Origin of the sequence: Methanolobus halotolerans (genome assembly GCF_004745425.1) — an archaeon.
GTDB classification, from domain to species: domain Archaea; phylum Halobacteriota; class Methanosarcinia; order Methanosarcinales; family Methanosarcinaceae; genus Methanolobus; species Methanolobus halotolerans.
Genome location: NZ_PGGK01000002.1, coordinates 242,714 through 262,600, shown reverse-complemented (window position 1 = coordinate 262,600; position 19,887 = coordinate 242,714). Strand labels below are relative to the sequence as shown.

Sequence of the window (19,887 nt, the reverse complement as noted above, 5' to 3'; positions counted from 1 at the left end):
ATACCGTCCCTCACGAGAACTGCCTTACTCCCTTCCTCTTCGCTTTTTGTTCCTGAACTGGTTCTCAACATCTTCTCTTATCTTTTTAAGCCTTTTTTTATCACGACGGTATTTTGAAAAGACAAGCAATGCTGCCAGGCCAAGGATCCCTGCTGCAATGAGCAACCCCTGTGGGGCAGACTGCGAATAATACTTGACACTTATTGCCTTGGGAGCCGGTTCTGCTTGTGAGTTGTTATCTCCTGAGAATCTCTGTACACTTTCAAGGATACTGCCGGTATGTGTCACTTCATTATACCATACCAGATTCTCCCGATTATCAGGATCGTAATATCTCTCATCAGGCTCCGGGTTTGCTTTTCCTATTAACGGGTTGCCGGTTGTATGCCCTTCGGGAAGGACAAAGCGTACTACGGAGGGGGGTGTGGTCACATGCAGGAAGTCCTGTCCTCCCGGGGTGGCTAATGTAAATGCTACGAATCCGGTGACCGGCTGGCTGAATGTGATATATATGTGCTTTTGCCCTCTTATTACATCTTCAGATAGCGTATAATTGATATTCGCAGGTTCACCTGACCTTGAAAGATCTGTGAAATGCCGGATGGAGGCATCCGTGGATCCAGAGTAATTTCCCAGAACCACGATATTGCTGACAGGTTCCTGACTTGACGAACTGATGTCCTCAAGTGGTATGATGTCGATAACTGATTCATTGTCCAGAATATGGACTGCCTTTGTATCTCCGTCGTTTGACAGATAGAATGTGCTGGTGTGTATGAATTCTCCGTCATCAAAACTGTTGTTCAGGAAAACCTCGAAATCATAGGCAGATACATCCTGTGCAGGCCTTTCTTCGTTTACAGGGACCAGGTCATCAATACAACCTCCTGTAAAGATGGCGAGAACAGAAATACAAAATACAAGCATAATCCACTTTCTCATCAGTACACAGATTAACAATGTGTTTTATGAAACTATCGCTGCATGTGCAAAGCATAATATCGGTGAACCAGCAATGGAAATCAAACGACCAGCCTTTTTTTGATCATATTTATTGAAAGTATCACGAGGATTGTACAAACAACCATTATCCACACAAGATCGAATAGTAAGGAGAATTCAAGTATTCCGTACCCAAGTGACCGGATGACGTTCACGACATGTGTCAGGGGTAGAAAAGCAATTGCAAAGTACTGGATAATTACAGGCAGGGCATTCAGGGGGAAGAACGTGCCGCTGAAAAGGAACATTGGAGTTATGAACAGCAGTACTGGATAGTTGATGGACATTATATTGGGGGTCACAGCTGTGAAACACATGCCGATTGCCGCAAAAAGCAGACCTCCCAGAAACGCGAATGGTATAATTAATAATGAGTAGCGCAGGTCTATAAGGCCAAACAATGCGATCACAGGTATCATCACGGTTGCATTGATCATGCTCCTGGTGGCACCCCACAACAGTTCGCCTGCTATGACATCTTCAATCGTCAGGGGTGTGGCTATGATTGCATCGAATGTCTTCTGGTAGTACATCCTCACGTAAGAACCGTAACTGCATTCAAAAAACGAAGCATACATCACAGAAATAGATATAAGTGCAGGGGCTATGAATTCTGCATAAGGTACGCCGTCAATGTTCTCTACAAACCTTCCGAGACCAAAACCCAATGCTATAAGGTACAGCACAGGTTCAATGAATGGGGGGAGGAAATTCAACTTGCTGTCCTTCATGAAGACGTCCTTGTTACGCTGCCAGACCTTGTAGGACCCGGAACTGATCTTGGGAATTTCGAAGTAGCTGGAAAGATTCATTCCCTCAACCTCCTGCCGGTAATCTTGAGAAACACGTCTTCAAGTGTTGCGGGCCTTGCACTGATCTTTGATACCGAGCAGACCATTGTCAGGTACTCTGTGATATGTTTCGGATCATCGGTGTAGATGTGTACGAGATCGCCGATTATCTCATAAGAGGCTTCTTTGCGGTTAAGACATTCGACAAGTTCCGGATTGTTCTCCGCTTCGACGATGCCCGAGCCTACATATTTTTCAATGACACTTGAAGGGCTGCCTTCTACAAGGATCTTGCCATTGTCCATGACAACCAGCCTGTCACAGAGCTTCTCCACCTCATCAAGGTAATGAGAAGTGAGGACTACTGTAACTCCCTGTTTTTTCAGTAAGCGGAGCCTGTCCCATATCAGATGGCGTGCCTGGGGATCAAGGCCCACGGTTGGCTCGTCAAGTATCAACATTCTGGGCTGGTTCACAAGTGCCCTTGCCAGGATCAGCCTGCGCTTCATTCCTCCTGAGAGATTCTCCGTCATGGTGTCCTTCTTGTCTTTAAGCTGGACAAAATCAAGCAGTTCATCCACTCTTTCTTTAGCTTTTTCCCGGGGAATATCATAATATCTGGAGTATACCATGAGATTCTCATGAACAGTGAAATCAATGTCAAGATTGTTTTCCTGCGGCACAACACCCATAAGGGATTTGATTTCGCGTGGATGGGATGTTGCATCCATCCCGAACATTTCCAGACTTCCGGATGTAACAGGGGATACACATTGTATCATGCGCATAACGGTTGTCTTACCCGCACCATTGGGTCCCAGAAAACCAAACATCTCACCTTCCTCAATGGTAAAACGGATGTTATCAACGGCAACAAGATCCTTGAATGATTTCTTCAGATTCTCGGCAACGATTACAGGAACTATAAATAACCCTCTTTATGGATGTTGGGAGGATATGTATTAACCATTTCGATAACTTTGCGGACCTGCTAATCTACGTCCGCAGATACGGCCTCATAAACCTGTATTGCAAAGGCTGTAATACTTTTTGCAACTCTTTTTAAGACAGGAATGCATTACTGGGTTTGAGGATAAAATGGCGGAATTGAATAACCTGATCGATACTGCAAAAGAAAAGGGTTCTTTCCCAACCCTGCTTAAAGCTGCCGGGATACTCGGCCTTTTGGATAAGTACCGCAAGGAAGGGCCTTATACTGTCTTTGCACCAGTGGAGTCGGCTTTTGATCCTATCCCTGATGAAGTTATTGACGAATCCTTTGAGGATCGGGAATACCTCTCGGGAATCATCAATTATCATATTGTAAAGGGGAAATATACTACCGAGGACCTCCGCAATCTTGACACACTTGAAACTGTCAGCGGGAACAGCTTAAAAATAACTGCCAGCGACGGGATAAAAGTCGATACTGCGAGGATTATAGAAGCTGATATCGATTGTAGTAACGGGGTCATACATGCAATTGACGAGATACTGGTGCCATAGTTGCATTCTTTAGTCAGGTTGTTCTGATTACTGTATGTCCCCTTGTGAGGAATTGAATAGGTCCATGTGTAAGTGAAAAGAATAGCTACATAAATATAACATGAATATATGAAATGGTGGGATCGTGGAGATTTGAACTCCAGTCGCTAGACCCCCAGCCTAACAGGATGGACCAGGCTACCCTACGATCCCGCAGGATTGTATCTACATGTGCATCACAGTATTTTAGTTTTTCTTCTGAGGCTGTGAACTCAGCCATATCTCATAGGCTTCAACGACTTCCTCGCCTTCTACAAATACGAGGTTATGGTCATTTCCATACTGCTCTGCATCTTTCTTTTCAAGGGCGTTGCCAGTTTCGTCATCAAGCATCTCACAGACCACCATTGCAGGTGTTATGCCTGCTATCTTTGCAAGGGTGATCGATAATTCTGTCTGTCCCATACGCTCGTGAACAAGCCCTTTTGCGGCACGCAGGGTTGCTACATGGCCTGGGGTCCTGAATTCATTGCCGAAATGGATGTTTTCGCCATCAAGTGTGTTTTTGACGACCTCGCCAAGCTTATTGATCGTTAGTGTACGGTCATTGTCCGGAATCCCGGTTCGTGTATCCCTGTGATTCACCCATATAGAGAAAGATGACCGGGAATCATATTTCAGGTCACCGCTCTTTTCCACGATCCTGCTCAATGCAGAGTTGGACCGGTTTGCTTCTCTAATGATATCTGCCATTAAGGGAAGGCCGAGTTTCTCGGAAGCATCGGGGTCGAGGGCAACGCAGATAAGACCGCCTGCATCATTGCGCATCCACCGGACGTCAGAAGGCTTAACGGCTGTTGCAGGGATAGTGAAGTCTGTTTCAGCCTCACGTCCCTCCAGGTCGAAAAGCAATATCATTTCTCCGTTCTGAAGAGCAGTGACAGCTCTTCGTATATTCTCACTGTATCCATTTGCACCTGCATCCATAATATCACTCATCATTTACATCTCTGAGGGTTCTTCACCACTATCTTAACTTCGTCACCATCGCTTATGTGCAGCATTTCCCGCAATTTCACAGGTGCGATTATCTCCAGGAGATCAGCAGGGTAGTGTGTTCTGTCGGGGATTATGGCCGCACCTTTTATACCATCTACATCTATGGGATAACACTTGACACCTCCGAAAGTTCTCTCTCCATCATTAAAACCTTGGATGACCAGGGGCTGGAAGATATCCATGCTATCGCGCATATGTGCACTCTGATCCATGAGTCTCACATTAAGTGTTCCCGGAAATGGCTTAAAACCCAGTTTATCCCTGAACTGGGACATGTAACCTTCCTTTGCAATGTAGTACTGACCCTCGCCCAGGCCTGTAATGACATGTCCGTAGAGCTCCGGGTCTGCATGCTCCCTGCAGAATATCTGTTGATAGTCAGCATACTCCTTTTTCAGAAGCTCTACACCTGCATCGCTCAGCTGGACCATCTGCCCGCCTGTAACAAGCTGCCTTCCGATATAACCATCTTCTTCAAGCTGTTTGAGTATTCGTGCAGCGGTCTTGGAACTTGCGGATATATGGTACATGAACTCACTGGAAGATATCTTGACCGGTTTTTCAATAGCTCCAAGCAGTGCCAGCTTTTTCAGGGATTTTATTGTATACATTGACAGGTCACATGAATCTCAAATATGAGTAGAATCTCATTTATGAGACATGAGTAGATAAAGTTTTTGATTTGGAAAGTGGGGCTGCCCGGGGAGGATTTAAATTATATCAAATAAGGAGCCAATATCATTTAAATATCTAATTAAGAAAACCAATAAAGATGATTTCAAAAACACAATCTATAAGGACTGAGAAAAGAACTCGGATTTGCCGGTAGTTTGATATTGGTTTCCTTTATGTATAGGGTAACCGGTTAAGAATACATATATACGGAGTTTGAACAAATGAAAGTCATCCGTGACCCCATTCATGGCTATATCGAACTTGACGAGCTGGCACTGTCACTTGTCGATTCTCCTCCAATGCAGCGTCTTCGGCGAATAAGTCAGTTAGGACTTTCTAACCTTGTATATCCCGGAGCCAATCACACGCGTTTTGAACATTCTCTGGGGGTCATGCATCTTGCCAGCAAACTGACCTCGGGTATAAACACTGTGAGCAGGGATGATAAGCAGGAGTTGAAAGTTGCTGCATTGCTCCACGATATCGGTCATGGGCCTTTTTCACATGTCACAGAGAGCCTGATCAAACATTATACCAGACAAGGGCATGAGGATGTTAAAGAGATAATAAGGGAGACCGAGATTGCGGAAATACTGGACAGTCACGGTATTAATATCTCAAACGTCGAGGATCATATCCAGGGGAAGACTGATTTTGGAAAGGTGCTCAATAGTGAGATCGATGTCGATAAGATGGACTATCTTGTCAGGGACTCCCATTATACGGGTGTAGCCTTTGGCCTTGTGGATCACATGAGGCTAATCAATGAGATGCAGTTCTATGAGAACAATCTTGTAGTGACCGAAGGAGGGGTAAAGGCTGCTGAGTCATTGCTGGTCTCGAGGTTCCTGATGCATCCTTCCGTGTACTACCATCATGTTTCCAGGATTGCAGAAACGATGTTCACAAGAGCCGTGGACGATCTCATCCAACAAGGAAGTCTTGATCCGTCCCGGCTGAGGAGAATGGATGACGCCAAAGCATTTGAAATGATCCGCAACAATGATGGCTATGCAGGAGAGCTTGCATCCCGGCTGGATGAACGGAAACTGTACAAACGAGCTCTTTACGTCGGTTTTGACGAAGTGGGTAATGGGGTACTGCGGCATCGAAAAAATATCAGGCGAATCGAATCCGAAATCGCAGACATGGTTGGCATTGATAGCAAGGAAGTTCTGATAGACATTCCCCGGGATCCTGAAATAGTTGAGATGAAAGCCCTTGTCAGGATGAACGGACGGATGCTCCGTCTGGACAAGACCTCGCATGTGGTGGCAACCCTTGAGCAGGCTCACAGGGACAACTGGAAAATGGGAGTATATACTACCAAGGAACACCGTGATGAGGTTGGTAAAGCTGCCCGGAACTTCTTTGAAGTGAAAAAAACCCTGAAGCAGTTTCGTCTGACCGAGCTGGAGGGCTGAAATGCACCGGGTAGAGAGAACGATTGGCAGAACTACTCTACTTCTGGAATGGGATAAACTGGGGGAAGACTACCTTGCCAGTCTTACCGGAGGTACTGCTCACATCGGAGCCGTGGCATTGGGAATATTTGATCGGGAATCCGGAAGTGCTTCATCATCTGTACTGACCGTGCCGGGGCATCGGGAGGACCGGATCGTACTGCACGGTGCAAGGAAACTTAGTAAGGCCAGTCGCTCGTCAACTGTTCTTGTAGCTGGTATCCATGTGGACAACATTGTGCTTAAAGAAATAGAGAAGATCATTACTGTCTCGGAAGAGATGATAGATGAACTGGTAGATATTTTGCAGGAGGAACAAAATGGAAATAGCGATCGGTATTAGTGGTGCATCCGGGTCGATGTACGGGATAAGGCTGCTGGAAATACTTTCAAAAATGGATATCGTCACCCATCTGGTGATAACAAAGGCTGCAAGGCTGATTATAGAGATCGAAACTGATTATTCTGTAATTGAGGTAGAGGGAATGGCAAGTCATGTCTACAGTGAGGGTGAGTTCACCGCGCCTATAGCAAGTGGTTCTCACAGATTCGCAGGAATGATAGTTGCCCCTTGCAGCATGAAGACACTTGGCGAGATCGCAGGAGGTATGTCTGACAATCTGTTGGGGCGAGCTGCGGACGTATGCCTTAAGGAAAGAAGGAAACTTGTCCTGATGCCACGGGAAACACCTCTGAGCCAGATTCATCTTGAGAACATGCTCAAGCTTGAGAGGGCGGGTGCGATAATACTTCCCGCATGTCCGGGATTCTATTCCAGACCCGCGACAATAGACGACCTTATCAATTCGATGGCAGGACGGGCACTGGATCTGATGGGAATTGACAATGATGTTTATAAACGCTGGGGATAATATAGTTCTTCAATAATATGTTTCTTCAGTAAAGAACATCCTGTCCTCGAGCTCGTTTTCCTGAGAAATACTTTTGAAGGGATATCTTATCCTTTTTTTCGTAAAAACGTCGTTCTGCACGCAAACTATTTAAGCTAAAAGGTATATTCAAGTGCTACCCTTCTGAATGGGATAGTAGGGTAGCTTGGTCCATCCTCGAGCGTTTGGGACGCTTGGACTGCGGTTCAAATCCGCGCTATCCCACCATATTTCTTTTACACTGTCCAACAGCTTTATTCTGTAAAATTCAATCATGTATTGATTCTGGTATTACGGGATATTTGCCTTGTTTTCAACTCTGGAATAGATTTATTAATTATACGTTAAGAATAAGGCTCATGCCAGAGATCAAAGTCAGATTATTCGCAAACCTCCGGGAAAAGGCGGGAGAATCCTCAGTTGTGCTAAGCGGAGAGACTGTGCAGGATATATTGTTCTCTCTGATAGACCTTCACCCTTCACTGGAGGGACTTATTTTTGAAAATACGAATGAACCGGAGCTTCGGGGATACATTAACGTTTTCTTGAACGGGAACAATATCAAACACATGGATTATCTCGGGACCCATTTAAAAGATGGTGATGAGGTTGGTATCTTCCCACCCGTGTCCGGAGGATAAAGAAACATCAGGAGGATTGGCAATGGATCGGATAATGAAGGAACGCACCGATGTAGACTATGCAAGAGAGATATTCCTTGAAGCAATAGAACCTTTGAAGCGTACTGAAAGGTCAGGAATTGTAAAGTGTGTCGGAAGGGTCCTTTCTACCAGTATCCTCGCACCCAGGAATGTGCCGCATTACCGCCGCTCTGCCATGGATGGTTTTGCTGTTCGGTCCGTTGACATCATGGGGGCATCCTCAACAAACCCTGTCATGCTGCAGGTTTCCAAAGAGATAGAAGAGGGTACATGCGTTCCGGTAAGTACTGGTTCCTATGTGCCGGATGAAGCAGATGCCGTCCTGATGCTGGAGGATACAATAGCCATCGGTGATATGATAGAAGTACGTGTACAGGTGCATCCCGGGAAGAATGTGGGGGATATAGGCGAGGATGTGAGGAAGAACGAGATTATATTCAACAAGGGACATCTTTCAAGACCCTGTGATATAGCCGTACTTGCCTCTCTTGGGATTGCAGAGGTTACTGTTTACTCAAGACCTGTGGTTGCTATAATCCCCACAGGCAACGACCTGATCCCTTTACAGGACCACGAAGTGCCTCCTCCTGGGAAGACTCTTAACATCAACAGCCTGATGATAGGTCTTTATGTCAAAAAATGGGGTGCAGAACCACGGTACTGTGGGATCGTACCTGAACACCGGGAGCATATCCGGGAAGCGCTGATCCGAAACCTTGATGCGGATCTCATTGTTATCTCAGGTGGGACATCCGTTGGTGAGCAGGACTACGTGCCAGATGTTGTCGCATCACTGGGTAAAAAGCTTGTTCACGGGGTTGGCCTGAGCCCGGGAAAACCTACCGCACTTGGTACGATCAATGATGTACCCGTGCTATGCATGCCGGGATATCCTGCAGCAGGGCTTGTGGCGCTTTTCGCATTCGGTAAAACTGCCATCAGGAAGACAGGGAACATCCCCGATACGCCGGAGGTCTCTGTAAAGGCCCGGCTGGCAGGCAAGATCAACTCAAGGGAAGGATACGTGAGCTATGCAAGGGTAATCCTTGAAGGCAATACTGCCCGTCCTCTTATGACTGCAGGTGCGGGAATACTAAGCTCCATTGCAAAGTCGGGAGGTTTTGTTATCATACCTCCGAATGTGGAAGGTTATGAAGAAGGGGACGAAGTGGATGTTGTGTTAATTGAATGAGGCAACGGTTTGAATGAAAGGTCCCTTGCGCTCCTTACTGTCGGAGCAGGAGGGTTTATGGGAGCAGCATCCCGCTTTGTACTGGCAGGCTACTTTCAGCCTTCCGTCGGTACGCTGATAGTTAATGTACTGGGAAGCATCTTGCTTGGTTTTTTAATGTACAATTCGAGGTATCCGGGATATGTCCTCCCTAGAATGAAAATGTTCTTTGGTATCGGTTTTCTGGGATCCTTTACGACATTTTCCGCTTTTTCTGTACAGACTTTCCAGATGCCTGCAAATGTGGCCTTATTAAATATACTCGGAAATACAATGCTGACATTGGCAGGAGTCTTTGTGGGTAGAGCGGCTGTTATATACCTTGCGTATCTAAAGGAAAGTGCATCTTATATGGCTTCTGTATTTTTAACGCTCACCCGCCATTATAGCAGCTATATGGCACCTGGTATCATGGGTGCGACAATTCTGTTCTTTCCTGTTATGGGTGGAATCACCGGGCTGGGCTCCCAGATCGTGCGGGTGGTCTCATCGGTGCAGCATCCAGGTTTATTGTATCAGGTACCATCCCTCGTATCGGAAAGATACCTGCCGGGACACTTGTAGTGAATGTGATTGGAAGCTTTGCATTTGCCTCATTCACCTTTTTATCTGTTTCAGGTTCCCTTGAATATTTTATAAGTATAGGCATGCTTGGTTCTTTCACCACATTCTCGACATTCGCCTACGAGACTTTCGGTTTGCTGGAAGATGGCGATGGGGTCTACTCTTTACTCAATGTACTGCTTAACGTAACTTTGTGCTTGCTTGGAGCTGGCGCAGCTTCTTTATTATTCGGGTAAGTTTTCAGTCAGCATGAACATCTCTGTTCAGGGCTGTACTTACAGCCGGGCTTACGGGCCCATTTTCCTCTTTACACGGGTTTCTGATTGTTTCGGGAGGTTTCTGGGAGTGTACCGGTCAATGACTTAGTTGGTTTAATATTGCACGATCACCTGTAGAGGACTACTGTGCTGCCACGTATTTCGACAAGGGTTGTGTTGGTGGATTCTGCAAGCTTTTGAGCTGCGTCCTGTATACTCTCTCCTTCGGGCATGGTCTTCAACATTTTAATCTTCACAAGACGGTTTGCCTTAACCTGTTTTTTTACTTCTTCTATTACTGATTCCGTAATCCCGTTCTTTCCGATATTGAGAATCGGTTTCAGGCCGGAGGCTTCTGCTTTTAACTTATACAATTTGTCTTTTTCCATGAATTACACCTGATTGGTTTATTGGTCTGAATAATATATGATATTTGATATGGTCGCAAGAGGTAGTCTTGCAAAAATAGAATACAGCCCTTTACTGGGATATAAATGTAGGTACGCACCTGTAATCGGTCAGGCTTTCCTGGATCCGCTCAGTTTGACTTCCGTGCCTTCGATGCTATATTCAAACCAGGGTGTGGGTTTTGAAGTCAGGCCGACCACTCTCATAATATAGGAATCACCGATCGCTTTTATCTCTATCATCCCGTCAAACAATTGCTTTAAGGTGGCTATGGTCTGAGGGTCATGCATCTCATCCTCAACTACGTAAAGACCAAAACCTCCGGCAGCTTTCACGCGGCCCGTAAAGACATGCAGGAACCTGAAAACTGTCTGCAGGTTCGAGTACATCAGAATGGTTGAAAGTGAATTGATGCAAAGTCTGATCTTGCCAATGTTCTTTTTTACCAGGAATTCCTCAAGGAACTGGCTGATCTTAACTCCGATACCCGTAAGGTCTACGGGGCTTGAAGCTCTTTTGATATTGGCTGTGTCCGAGGCACCCATTCCAAGGGTCTTTGTGACACAATCCACTATACCTATGTTCACAGTTGAGATGTCCGTTCCCTGTTCTTCGAACCATGTGAGAACCCTTTCCCCTGGCTCCCTGGTGGAAACAAGTATTGCTGCATTATCCCTGCTGAGATTCTGAAAAATGATTGCATCAAGCAGCTCATCTTTTCGGCTCATAGGCGGACCTATCATCATAAGATTGGTGCCTTCCCGAATGCCGCCTAACAGGTCATCCAGCTCTTTGATCCCTAATGAATAAACGGACATGTTTTCTCCGTGTTCCTGATTATAGATTATATATGAAATTATATATGAAGATACTTATAATCTCTTAACGAAAGTGCAATGCATACCTTTTATCGAGATGTGCGATATATAATTGTCGCCTTTATATAAGATGTCAGATAAGCTTTCTGAATATTTACAGTAACATATTGCAAACAATATTAAAGTTTTTTGTTTATTCCCTCACATGTCTGACAATATGGCCTGCTTCGGGGATAATGATCTCTTTCAGTGCAAGCTCGACTGCTGCCGGGGAACCTGGCAAACAGAAAACCGCCTTGCCTGCTACAACCCCTGCACAAGCACGGGTTAGTATTACGGAAACACCGATTTGTGCCATACTCTTATATCTGAACAGTTCTCCGAAGCCCTGTATGTTCTTCTCGAACATCGGTACTACTGATTCAATTGTTACATCTTTTGATGTGAGCCCGGTACCACCACTGGTCACTACAATATCGGCACCTGATCTTAAGGCATTGGTGACCGTATCAAGGATGGCTCCTTTATTGTCACTGATAAGTGAATAGCCTGATAATTTATGGCCTGCTGTCAGGATCATTTCTTCCATAAGCTGTCCGGAACGATCTTCTGCATCCAGTGGAGAGGAGGTATCTCCATATTTTGCAGATCTTGAAGTTGAGATTGTAATTATGTAGAAATTACAAGGGCCTTTACTTCCTTGCTTGTGTTGATTTACTGTAAGGTCATTCATACGAAGTCTTATACGTGAATAGATATATGAAATACACGATTTGATATGAGGATACTGGCAATCGATATAGGTACGGGCACCCAGGACATACTCCTGTACGATAGTGATAAGGAAGTTGAGAATAGCCTGGTGATGGTGATGCCTTCTCCCACTGTCATAATTGCCAGAAAGATACGAGACGCCACATACTCTGAAAAAACAATATTTCTCCGGGGAAGTGTAATGGGAGGCGGCCCTGCTGTCAGGGCTGTCAGGGAACATATCAGGCAGGGATTAGAGGTATATGCAACCGGAAAGGCTGCATTGACGATTAAAGATGATCTTGATAAGGTCCGGCAGATGGGAATAAAGATCGTTGATGATGCGTGGCAGGGTATGCCTGTCGGTGACTATGAGGAGATACTGATGCAGGATATAAATATCGAGTCCATTGGGTCCGCACTTCACAATTTTGGTGTTGAGTTGCCTGGGCGGTTCGCAATTGCTGTTCAGGACCATGGAAATTCTCCTTATGAAAGTAACCGGGTATACAGGTTCAGGATATTCGAGAGACTTATTGACATGGGAGGGGATTTCGACAAATTTGCCTACAACCACGAAAATATCCCGGCTGACCTGACGCGTATGCTGTCCTCTGCTGAAATCTTGAGTCAAACAGAAGCAGTTTTTATGGATACCGGTCCTGCTGCGATATTTGGTGCATTGCTCGATCCGGCTGCTGAACAACCATCCCTGGTTGTCAATATCGGAAACGGGCATACTCTCGCAGCCATTGTGAGGGATCACCGGATAATAGCCCTGTACGAACACCATACTTCTGCACTGGATGGTGAAGGGCTTCAGGAGCAATTGTTACGATTTGCCGAAGGCACTCTCACATTTGAAGAAGTATTTGACCATGGGGGGCATGGCTGTTATATCAAAGAGAGTATTGGCTTTGATACGATAAGGTCTGTAATGATAACCGGTCCGAGGCGCAATCTACTGATGAATATGGATGAAGGATCAAAGGACCGGAAATTGTGGGGCAGGCTGCATTTTGCCGCACCTTTTGGAAACATGATGCTTTCTGGTTGTTACGGTCTGCTTACCCCTTGCTTGAGGCGGGATGAGCAACAAGACTTATAAAGTTCTAGGTAATAGGGAATGAACCATCCAGATGAAATTGTATCAACCTGATGTTTGAACACATCAACAAATTGATATACGGACATATCAATTAGGAACCGAGACAAAGCGGTACTATTTGATGTACATTATCCTAATAATTATTCAAGGAGACTTAAATTCATGGTAAGAAAACCAGCGAGTATGTACAGGAACGTAAGACAGCGTTCATTCACAAGAAAGAAATATATGGGTGGTGTGCCCGGAAGCCACATCATTCACTACGACATGGGTAACAAGACATCTGAATTCCCTGTGAAGTTATCACTGATATCTGTGGAAAGATGCCAGATTCGGCACATTGCACTTGAAGCAGCACGTATCACTGCCAACAGGTCCATCATGGCTGCTGCAGGCCGTGCAGGCTACCACATGAAGCTCAGGGTGTACCCTCACGAAGTATTGAGAGAGAACAAACAGGCAACAGGAGCAGGTGCTGATCGTGTATCCAGCGGTATGCGCGGATCTTACGGGAAGAATGTCGGAACAGCTGCAAGAGTTTCAGCCGGTCAGAAGATCTTCACAATCTCTGTCAACAAAGAACATTTTGCAATCGCAAAGGATGCTCTCAGAAAGGCAGGCCAGAAACTGCCAACACCTGTGAGGATATCTGTAGACCAGGGACTGGAACTTGTACAGTGAAACTGATTGAAGCTGACCCGGGAGGAATCAAATGAAAGATTACGAAGCGCTTTTGGACCGTGCAATAGCAAACTTACCTGACAAGGAGACTACGGATGCCCGTTTCGTGATCCCTGAGCCAAAGACAATGGTTGAAGGTAAGACTACGATCCTGGATAACTTCAGCAATATAGCTGATGTACTGAACAGGGATCCTGATCACCTGATGAAGTTCCTGACCCGTGAGATGGGTACGGCAAGCAAGATCGATGGTAGCAGGGCCATATTCCAGGGACGTTTCTCAAAGGATCAGATCAAGGCCAACATAGAAGCATATGTTGAAGAGTTCGTCATGTGTTCGGAGTGTTCAAGGCCTGATACTCAGCTGACAAAGATGGACAGGGTGCTCATCCTCAAATGCGCTGCCTGCGGAGCTCACAGGCCGGTAAAGAAAAGAAGAGCAGCTGCGCCTGTCAAACAGGATGCTATTGAAGAAGGCAAGGAATATGAAGTACACATCGATGCCGTTGGCTCCAAAGGCGACGGTATTGCCAAGGTGGACAAATATACAATTTTCGTACCGGGCACCTCAAAAGGCCAGGCCGTGAAGATCAGGGTCAAACGTCTCAGTGGAACGCTTGCTTTTGCAGAAAAGATCTGATCCAATAAGGATCTGGTCTTTATTTACTTCTTTTTAATGGTTTTGACCTGTGTTTTAAAAGGAACAAGTTATATTAGATCAGAGTCATAATATAATTATAATCCATAATTATACTCGAAAATAGCTGCTCGAGGTTTTAAATGGCTCGCATACCCACAGGAATTCCCGGATTTGATGAACTTGTAGAAGGGGGCTTCATAGAGAACGATGTGATCCTGCTTATCGGTGGACCCGGGGCAGGAAAGTCCACTTTTGGAGCACAATATCTCTACGAAGGAATTACGCGCTATAGTGAGCCCGGGGTTTATATTACCTTTGAAGAAACACCTGCCCGCATAATGCGCAACATGTGGAGGCATGGCTGGGACCTTGAGAGACTTATAAAGGAAGATAAACTTCGTATAGTCCGGGTCGATCCCATCGCCTATGGACGGTACATTAAAAAGAACAGGGACCCGGAATCTGATAAGGAAACAGATACCAGCACAATCGAAACTGTTCTGCGGCAGATATATGCAAGTTTACAGGAGATAGGGGCAAAACGTCTTTTTATAGACTCCATTACCTCTCTCAAGATATCGCCCAATCCTGTCAATGTCAGGTATATAATACTTGAATTCATCAAGAACATAGAGAACTTTGACTGTACGACCCTGGTCACAAGTGAGATGCACAGAGATCCTGATCACTTTAGTGTTGAAGAGTATCTTGCCGAAGGAGTTATTTGTCTTAAGGTATTCAGGATTGGCGGAGAAAGGATCAGGGCCCTTGAGATACTGAAGATGCGAGGCACCAGGCATGATGAGGTGCTAAGGCCTTATGTAATGGCTGATAATGGGATCTTCGTTTACTCTTCCCAGTCCGTTATAGGCAAGGAAGCAGATGTTTTCTCCACCGGGCTATTCAACTCCAGGGGAAAATCAGATGAGACAAAATGGCGCTGATTCACAGCACGCTAACATTACATTACTTTCAATACCGGGACTTTCCATCAAGCTGGACCGGACAGAAGATTTTATCCAGTTAAAGGCAACTGGTGGCCTTCGTAAGGCATGCACTCCTTTTCTGAACAGAATAAATGAGAGGCTGAAAGAGGAAAAACCAGCGCTTGTTACGGATGAACAGGTAATTGCCTCGACATGGCTTCCGCCCATACCCAGCAAGGCCTTCAAGAGGCTCCTTATGGCTGAAACCCAGATCGCCCTGGGAAGGTATGTTCCCGAAACAGTTTCCTTTGAGATCACGCGTAATTGTAAATGCAACTGCGAACACTGCGTGGTAAGTGGCGGAGAAGGGGACCTGGATATCAAAACTATGAAACGTGCCATAGATGATGTCCTTGATATGGGGGCAATGGTTATCGTGTTCACAGAAGGGGATCCCATGTTGCGTGAGGATATCTACGAACTCATCGACTATGTGGATAAGGAACGTGCCATAGTAAACATGTACACTCCCGGTACGGAAATGACTCCTGATAATGCACAACGCCTGAAAAAAGCAGGGCTGCATAATCTCCTGGTGAGCATATATTCCACAGATCCTGAAAAGCATGATGCTGTGCGACGTCTGGATGGTGCATTCGATATGGCCACAGGTGCAATCAGGACCGGACTGGAGGCAGGATTGCTTGTTACCATGGCAACACACGTATCTCCCCGGAACATAAAAGAGCTGCCTGCCATGTACGAATTTGCAAAGGAACTTGGAGTTCATGAGTTCTCCCTGTGGGAGTCCGTGCCCAAGAAGAAAGGGGATGCCATAATAACCGAAGTCGACCGGGGGACAGTGCTGGATATGTACCAGCGTGTCAACTCTACAAAAGGCGGGCCAAGGATCTTCTCCAACTCGTATTTCGAAGGGGAGATGCTGGGGTGCATGGCAGGACAGAGATGGCTGCACGTATGTGTGGACGGTTCGGTCAAACCCTGCCCGTACATCCCGTTCAGCTACGGTAACATACAGGACAGTTCCATGCAGGATATCTGGAGTAAGATTCGAAAGGACAAGACATTCAGGGGGCAGCGGAGCACGTGTCTGATGCAGGAAACCGAATACCTGAAGCTTGTGGACAGGATACCGGAAGGTGCATCAAAACCCTATGCCCGGGAACTTCTGAAAGGCTGAATCAAAAACTGGTATGAAATATGTCTTATTTACCGGATAAGAACCTTTACATATCCCCAGGTGTTTTAATTAACAATTTTACTGACAGAAAACGAAAATAGGTGTTCTATCCTGAACATCCGATCATACACGAGGCCCTATATGAATATGAAGATCGACCCATGGAGTGCATTGAACATTGACGACTATTCCAAACTATTCGAGGAATTCGGTATTTTACCATTTGATCAATTGCTTCCTGAGATAACAGGTCCCCACAGATACATGCGCAGGAAGATTATCTTCGGCCACAGGGGTTATGATCTGATAACCGATGCAATGAATAACGGCAAACCTTTTTCGGTCATGAGCGGATTTATGCCTTCCGGAAAGATACATCTGGGCCATAAGATGGTGATGGAAGAGATAATATGGCACCAGCAGCAGGGGGGCGATGCATTTGTGGGCATCGCCGACAGGGAGGCACATTCAGTAAGGGGCATGTCATGGGAAAAATGCAGGGATATCGGTATCAACGAATACCTCATAAGCCTCATAGCACTTGGCTTTGAACCGCATGGACATATATATTTCCAGTCTGACTCTGAGCAGGTCAAGGATCTTGCATTCGAATTAGGTTCGAAGGCCAACTTTTCCGAACTAAGTGCAATATACGGCTTCACAGGTGAGACCAGCGTGTCCCATATGCTCAGTGCTGTTACCCAGAGTGCGGATATCTTACACCCCCAGCTTGAAGCGTACGGGGGGCCAAAACCGGTTGTTATACCGGTGGGTGCTGACCAGGACCCTCACATCCGTTTAACACGCGGGCTCGGTCATAAGATGAATATGTTCAAGATAGAGGGGCGGGAGAATAAAGATGGCAGGCATTACTTCAGTATCAGGAGCAAGGCGGCACCTGAAGGGGCTCTTAAGAAGCTGGCAGAACGTATCTCTGGAAGGACAAAACTGTTCGAAGGCCATGTTGATGTATTCGATCTCGATGATTTCGGGAAACTTCAAAAGATTGTCAGGGAGGTCGAGCTTGAATTCGGTGGATATGCTTTTGTTCCTCCGTCTTCCACCTATCACCGATTCATGTCAGGACTGCAGGGCGGGAAGATGTCAAGCAGTGTCCCGGAGAGTTACATATCACTCACTGAGGATCCAAAGGGAGCTGCCAATAAGGTCCGGAAGGCAAAGACCGGTGGCAGGATAACACTTGAGGAGCAGAAGAAGCTTGGCGGTGAACCTGACAAATGCTCTGTATACGAACTGCTGCTGTTCAATCTGGTTGAAGATGATGGAGAACTTGCGCAGATTTACAACGAATGTGTCAGCGGGCAAAAGGTATGTGGAAACTGCAAGGCACTTGCAGCGGAAAGGATGGAAAAGTTCCTGAAGGAGCACCAGGAACTGCGTGAAGTCGCAAAAGACAGGCTCGATGAATATGGACTATAGTATGATTAAGGTGTAATGTATGGTTTCAGATTATAAGCTCACACCCAATGAGAAGAATGTGCTGATAGCACTTGATGAACTAAGGACCGCAGACCCGGGTGAACTTGCCCGAAAAGCGGGCATGAAAGTGGAAACTGCAATGCAGGCTGCTTTCCTGCTTGATGAGAACGGGCTAGCCAGAGTGGATGAAGCAGTCACCGAGACCTATGAACTGACCGACGAAGGCAAAAGATATGCAGACGAAGGCTTGCCCGAGAGGCAGATAATCGATGCTCTTTCTGAGCCCACCTCTATGGATGAGCTGAAGGAGATGTTCCCTCCTCCTGTGGTCGGTATTGCGACCGGATGGCTGCGTCGTAAGGGCTGGGCCAGTATCGAGAAAGGAATGGTCGTACCCACAGGAAATGCAGAACTCAGTGATGACGAGAAGGTACTTGGTAGGTTTGGGGACATGGCAAGGACTATAGGAGAGCTGGAAGCAGGGCCGGGTCTCATAAAGGACATTCTCAAGCGCAAACTCATAACAAAGAACGAAGACAAGTGCAGATTGGTGAGCATCACGTCTCAGGGACTTGAAGTCGTTGCTGCAGGAATCAAAGTTGAGGAAGAGGTTGCACAGATCAGTTCGGAGATGCTCAAGAGCGGTCAGTGGAAAGATATGAAGTTCAGGTCATATAATATTCAGACTCCTCCGAGGCACATCTATGGAGCTAAAGTTCATCCTTATCAGCGTCTGATCGATCAGATGAGGCGTATATTCCTTGATATGGGATTCACCGAGATCAAGGGTGAGATCGTGCAGAGTTCCTTCTGGAACTTCGATTCCCTGTTCCAGCCACAGGACCACCCTGCAAGGGAGATGCAGGATACTTTCCATCTTTCCAGCAGATCCGAACTTCCCCTTGAATATAAAGACAAAGTATGTGCCATGCATGAACACGGAGGAGATATTGATTCCACTGGCTGGGGGGGTAATTGGAGTGAGGAAATCGCCTGTAAAGATGTTCTTAGAACCCACACCACGGCACTGACTATAAAATATCTGTCCGACAACCCTGAGCCTCCTGTAAAGGCCTTCTCCATTGATAGGGCATACCGCCGCGAAACGATCGACCCGACCCATACGCCCGAGTTTGAGCAACTTGAAGGGGTTGTCATGGACAAGGACATGTCCTTTGCAAACCTGCTTGGTTGCCTGAAAGAGTTCTATCATCGGATGGGCTTCGAAGACGTGCGTTTCAGGCCGGGATATTTCCCATATACCGAACCAAGTGTGGAACCCGAGGTATATGTAGATGGTCTTGGCTGGGTGGAGCTCGGTGGTGCAGGCGTGTTCAGGAAAGAGGTGACGGAACCTCTGGGAATCAAGTATCCGGTACTCGCATGGGGTCTTGGTGTCAGCCGCCTGGCGATGCTCAAGCTGGGTCTTAAGGACCTGCGTCTGCTTTACCAGTCAGACATAGACTGGCTTCGCAAGAGTCCGGTGTGTCAGCTCTGAAGTCCCTGTATTAAGTCCCTGTTACATTTTTGCAAGCAGGGACTTTTTAACTTCCACAGTATCTTCCTGTTTATATGCACCAAGAATATTTGGTCTTGTTTTAAATGTACCTGTTCTTCTTACGAAATAATACAGGAAAAGCCTCCTGTAAGTTCCACCGGATGCCTGATTACCTCAGTTGACATTTTATGATCATCGATACGACTATGCAAACCCTGTTGTCCATGATGGTGTAGTGTGTTTACTGATAAACTATCTATCTTTTGAGCATGTCTGTTTTTATGATGTTGTAACAGCAAACTCACTAACATTTTGAAATACTTTGTGCAATTTCA

At 46.1% G+C, this 19,887-nt stretch carries 23 protein-coding genes and 2 tRNA genes; 16 read left to right on the top strand and 9 right to left on the bottom strand.

Annotation, left to right across the window (positions count from 1 at the left end):
• Positions 1-24 precede the first annotated feature (24 nt).
• The 3 genes from CUN85_RS02980 to CUN85_RS02970 all read right to left on the bottom strand — a co-directional run bounded on the left by CUN85_RS02980 (position 25) and on the right by CUN85_RS02970 (position 2,653).
• A complete protein-coding gene (locus tag CUN85_RS02980; protein WP_135388824.1) occupies positions 25-942 on the bottom strand; it encodes a DUF5803 family protein in 918 nt (305 codons plus the stop codon).
• 80 nt (positions 943-1,022) lie between these two features.
• The gene (locus CUN85_RS02975; RefSeq protein ID WP_135388822.1) at positions 1,023-1,814 is read right to left on the bottom strand and encodes an ABC transporter permease; all 792 of its coding nucleotides are present in this window, start codon (positions 1,812-1,814) and stop codon (positions 1,023-1,025) included.
• A complete protein-coding gene (locus tag CUN85_RS02970) occupies positions 1,811-2,653 on the bottom strand; it encodes an ABC transporter ATP-binding protein (RefSeq protein WP_268921573.1) in 843 nt (280 codons plus the stop codon). Before CUN85_RS02970 ends, CUN85_RS02975 begins: the two co-directional genes overlap by 4 nt.
• Positions 2,654-2,891: 238 nt before the next feature.
• On the opposite strand from CUN85_RS02970, the gene CUN85_RS02965 reads away from it, so the two are divergent.
• The gene (locus tag CUN85_RS02965; protein ID WP_135388818.1) at positions 2,892-3,299 is read left to right on the top strand and encodes a fasciclin domain-containing protein; all 408 of its coding nucleotides are present in this window, start codon (positions 2,892-2,894) and stop codon (positions 3,297-3,299) included.
• Positions 3,300-3,413: 114 nt separating this feature from the next.
• On the opposite strand, the gene CUN85_RS02960 is transcribed toward CUN85_RS02965, so the two are convergent.
• The 3 genes from CUN85_RS02960 to CUN85_RS02950 all read right to left on the bottom strand — a co-directional run bounded on the left by CUN85_RS02960 (position 3,414) and on the right by CUN85_RS02950 (position 4,948).
• Positions 3,414-3,491, bottom strand: a tRNA-Pro gene (locus CUN85_RS02960).
• 33 nt (positions 3,492-3,524) lie between these two features.
• A complete protein-coding gene (ribB, locus tag CUN85_RS02955; protein ID WP_394346214.1) occupies positions 3,525-4,280 on the bottom strand; it encodes a 3,4-dihydroxy-2-butanone-4-phosphate synthase in 756 nt (251 codons plus the stop codon).
• Positions 4,277-4,948, bottom strand: a complete 672-nt coding sequence (locus CUN85_RS02950) for a winged helix-turn-helix domain-containing protein/riboflavin kinase (protein ID WP_135388816.1) — start codon at positions 4,946-4,948, stop codon at positions 4,277-4,279. The genes ribB and CUN85_RS02950 overlap by 4 nt, the downstream gene beginning before the upstream one ends.
• Positions 4,949-5,233: 285 nt before the next feature.
• On the opposite strand from CUN85_RS02950, the gene CUN85_RS02945 reads away from it, so the two are divergent.
• The 8 genes from CUN85_RS02945 to CUN85_RS02910 all read left to right on the top strand — a co-directional run bounded on the left by CUN85_RS02945 (position 5,234) and on the right by CUN85_RS02910 (position 10,058).
• A complete protein-coding gene (locus CUN85_RS02945; protein WP_135388815.1) occupies positions 5,234-6,436 on the top strand; it encodes an HD domain-containing protein in 1,203 nt (400 codons plus the stop codon).
• A 1-nt stretch (position 6,437) separates the two neighbouring features.
• Positions 6,438-6,818, top strand: a complete 381-nt coding sequence (gene lpdD / locus CUN85_RS02940) for a prenylated flavin chaperone LpdD (protein WP_135388813.1) — start codon at positions 6,438-6,440, stop codon at positions 6,816-6,818.
• Positions 6,796-7,347 (top strand): UbiX family flavin prenyltransferase, encoded by a 552-nt coding sequence (locus CUN85_RS02935; protein WP_135388811.1) that lies wholly within the window; start codon positions 6,796-6,798, stop codon positions 7,345-7,347. The genes lpdD and CUN85_RS02935 overlap by 23 nt, the downstream gene beginning before the upstream one ends.
• A 168-nt stretch (positions 7,348-7,515) precedes the next feature.
• Positions 7,516-7,593 (top strand) — tRNA-Pro (locus CUN85_RS02930).
• 131 nt (positions 7,594-7,724) lie between these two features.
• A complete protein-coding gene (locus CUN85_RS02925) occupies positions 7,725-8,006 on the top strand; it encodes a ubiquitin-like small modifier protein 1 (RefSeq protein WP_135388809.1) in 282 nt (93 codons plus the stop codon).
• Positions 8,007-8,028: 22 nt separating this feature from the next.
• The gene (locus CUN85_RS02920; RefSeq protein ID WP_135388807.1) at positions 8,029-9,219 is read left to right on the top strand and encodes a molybdopterin molybdotransferase MoeA; all 1,191 of its coding nucleotides are present in this window, start codon (positions 8,029-8,031) and stop codon (positions 9,217-9,219) included.
• A gap of 9 nt (positions 9,220-9,228) precedes the next feature.
• Entirely contained in the window at positions 9,229-9,822 is a 594-nt protein-coding gene (gene crcB, locus CUN85_RS02915; RefSeq protein ID WP_235856163.1) for a fluoride efflux transporter CrcB, read from the top strand.
• Positions 9,747-10,058 carry a fluoride efflux transporter FluC gene (locus CUN85_RS02910; RefSeq protein WP_135388805.1) on the top strand — a complete coding sequence of 104 codons (312 nt, stop codon included), beginning with the start codon at positions 9,747-9,749 and terminating at the stop codon, positions 10,056-10,058. Before crcB ends, CUN85_RS02910 begins: the two co-directional genes overlap by 76 nt.
• 149 nt (positions 10,059-10,207) lie before the next feature.
• On the opposite strand, the gene CUN85_RS02905 is transcribed toward CUN85_RS02910, so the two are convergent.
• The 3 genes from CUN85_RS02905 to CUN85_RS02895 all read right to left on the bottom strand — a co-directional run bounded on the left by CUN85_RS02905 (position 10,208) and on the right by CUN85_RS02895 (position 12,038).
• A complete protein-coding gene (locus CUN85_RS02905; RefSeq protein WP_135388804.1) occupies positions 10,208-10,468 on the bottom strand; it encodes a YhbY family RNA-binding protein in 261 nt (86 codons plus the stop codon).
• 129 nt (positions 10,469-10,597) lie between these two features.
• Positions 10,598-11,305: an RAD55 family ATPase gene (locus tag CUN85_RS02900; protein WP_135388802.1), complete on the bottom strand. Its 708-nt coding sequence runs from the start codon at positions 11,303-11,305 to the stop codon at positions 10,598-10,600.
• A 193-nt stretch (positions 11,306-11,498) separates the two neighbouring features.
• On the bottom strand, positions 11,499-12,038 hold the full coding sequence (locus CUN85_RS02895) for a MogA/MoaB family molybdenum cofactor biosynthesis protein (protein WP_135388800.1): 540 nt from the start codon (positions 12,036-12,038) through the stop codon (positions 11,499-11,501).
• A gap of 45 nt (positions 12,039-12,083) precedes the next feature.
• Between CUN85_RS02895 and CUN85_RS02890 the strand changes: the two genes are divergently transcribed.
• The 7 genes from CUN85_RS02890 to pheS all read left to right on the top strand — a co-directional run bounded on the left by CUN85_RS02890 (position 12,084) and on the right by pheS (position 19,552).
• The gene (locus CUN85_RS02890; protein ID WP_135388798.1) at positions 12,084-13,166 is read left to right on the top strand and encodes a DUF1786 domain-containing protein; all 1,083 of its coding nucleotides are present in this window, start codon (positions 12,084-12,086) and stop codon (positions 13,164-13,166) included.
• A 162-nt stretch (positions 13,167-13,328) separates the two neighbouring features.
• Positions 13,329-13,847 (top strand): 50S ribosomal protein L16, encoded by a 519-nt coding sequence (locus CUN85_RS02885; protein WP_135388796.1) that lies wholly within the window; start codon positions 13,329-13,331, stop codon positions 13,845-13,847.
• A 31-nt stretch (positions 13,848-13,878) separates the two neighbouring features.
• Positions 13,879-14,487, top strand: coding sequence for a translation initiation factor IF-2 subunit beta (locus CUN85_RS02880; protein WP_135388794.1), 609 nt, complete (start codon positions 13,879-13,881; stop codon positions 14,485-14,487).
• Between the two features lie 140 nt (positions 14,488-14,627).
• Positions 14,628-15,431, top strand: coding sequence for an RAD55 family ATPase (locus CUN85_RS02875; RefSeq protein WP_135388792.1), 804 nt, complete (start codon positions 14,628-14,630; stop codon positions 15,429-15,431).
• Positions 15,412-16,614, top strand: a complete 1,203-nt coding sequence (locus tag CUN85_RS02870; RefSeq protein ID WP_135388791.1) for a radical SAM protein — start codon at positions 15,412-15,414, stop codon at positions 16,612-16,614. Before CUN85_RS02875 ends, CUN85_RS02870 begins: the two co-directional genes overlap by 20 nt.
• Positions 16,615-16,755: 141 nt before the next feature.
• A complete protein-coding gene (locus tag CUN85_RS02865) occupies positions 16,756-18,054 on the top strand; it encodes a tryptophan--tRNA ligase (protein ID WP_135388789.1) in 1,299 nt (432 codons plus the stop codon).
• Positions 18,055-18,073: 19 nt separating this feature from the next.
• Positions 18,074-19,552 (top strand): phenylalanine--tRNA ligase subunit alpha, encoded by a 1,479-nt coding sequence (gene pheS, locus CUN85_RS02860; RefSeq protein ID WP_135388787.1) that lies wholly within the window; start codon positions 18,074-18,076, stop codon positions 19,550-19,552.
• Positions 19,553-19,887: the final 335 nt, after the last annotated feature.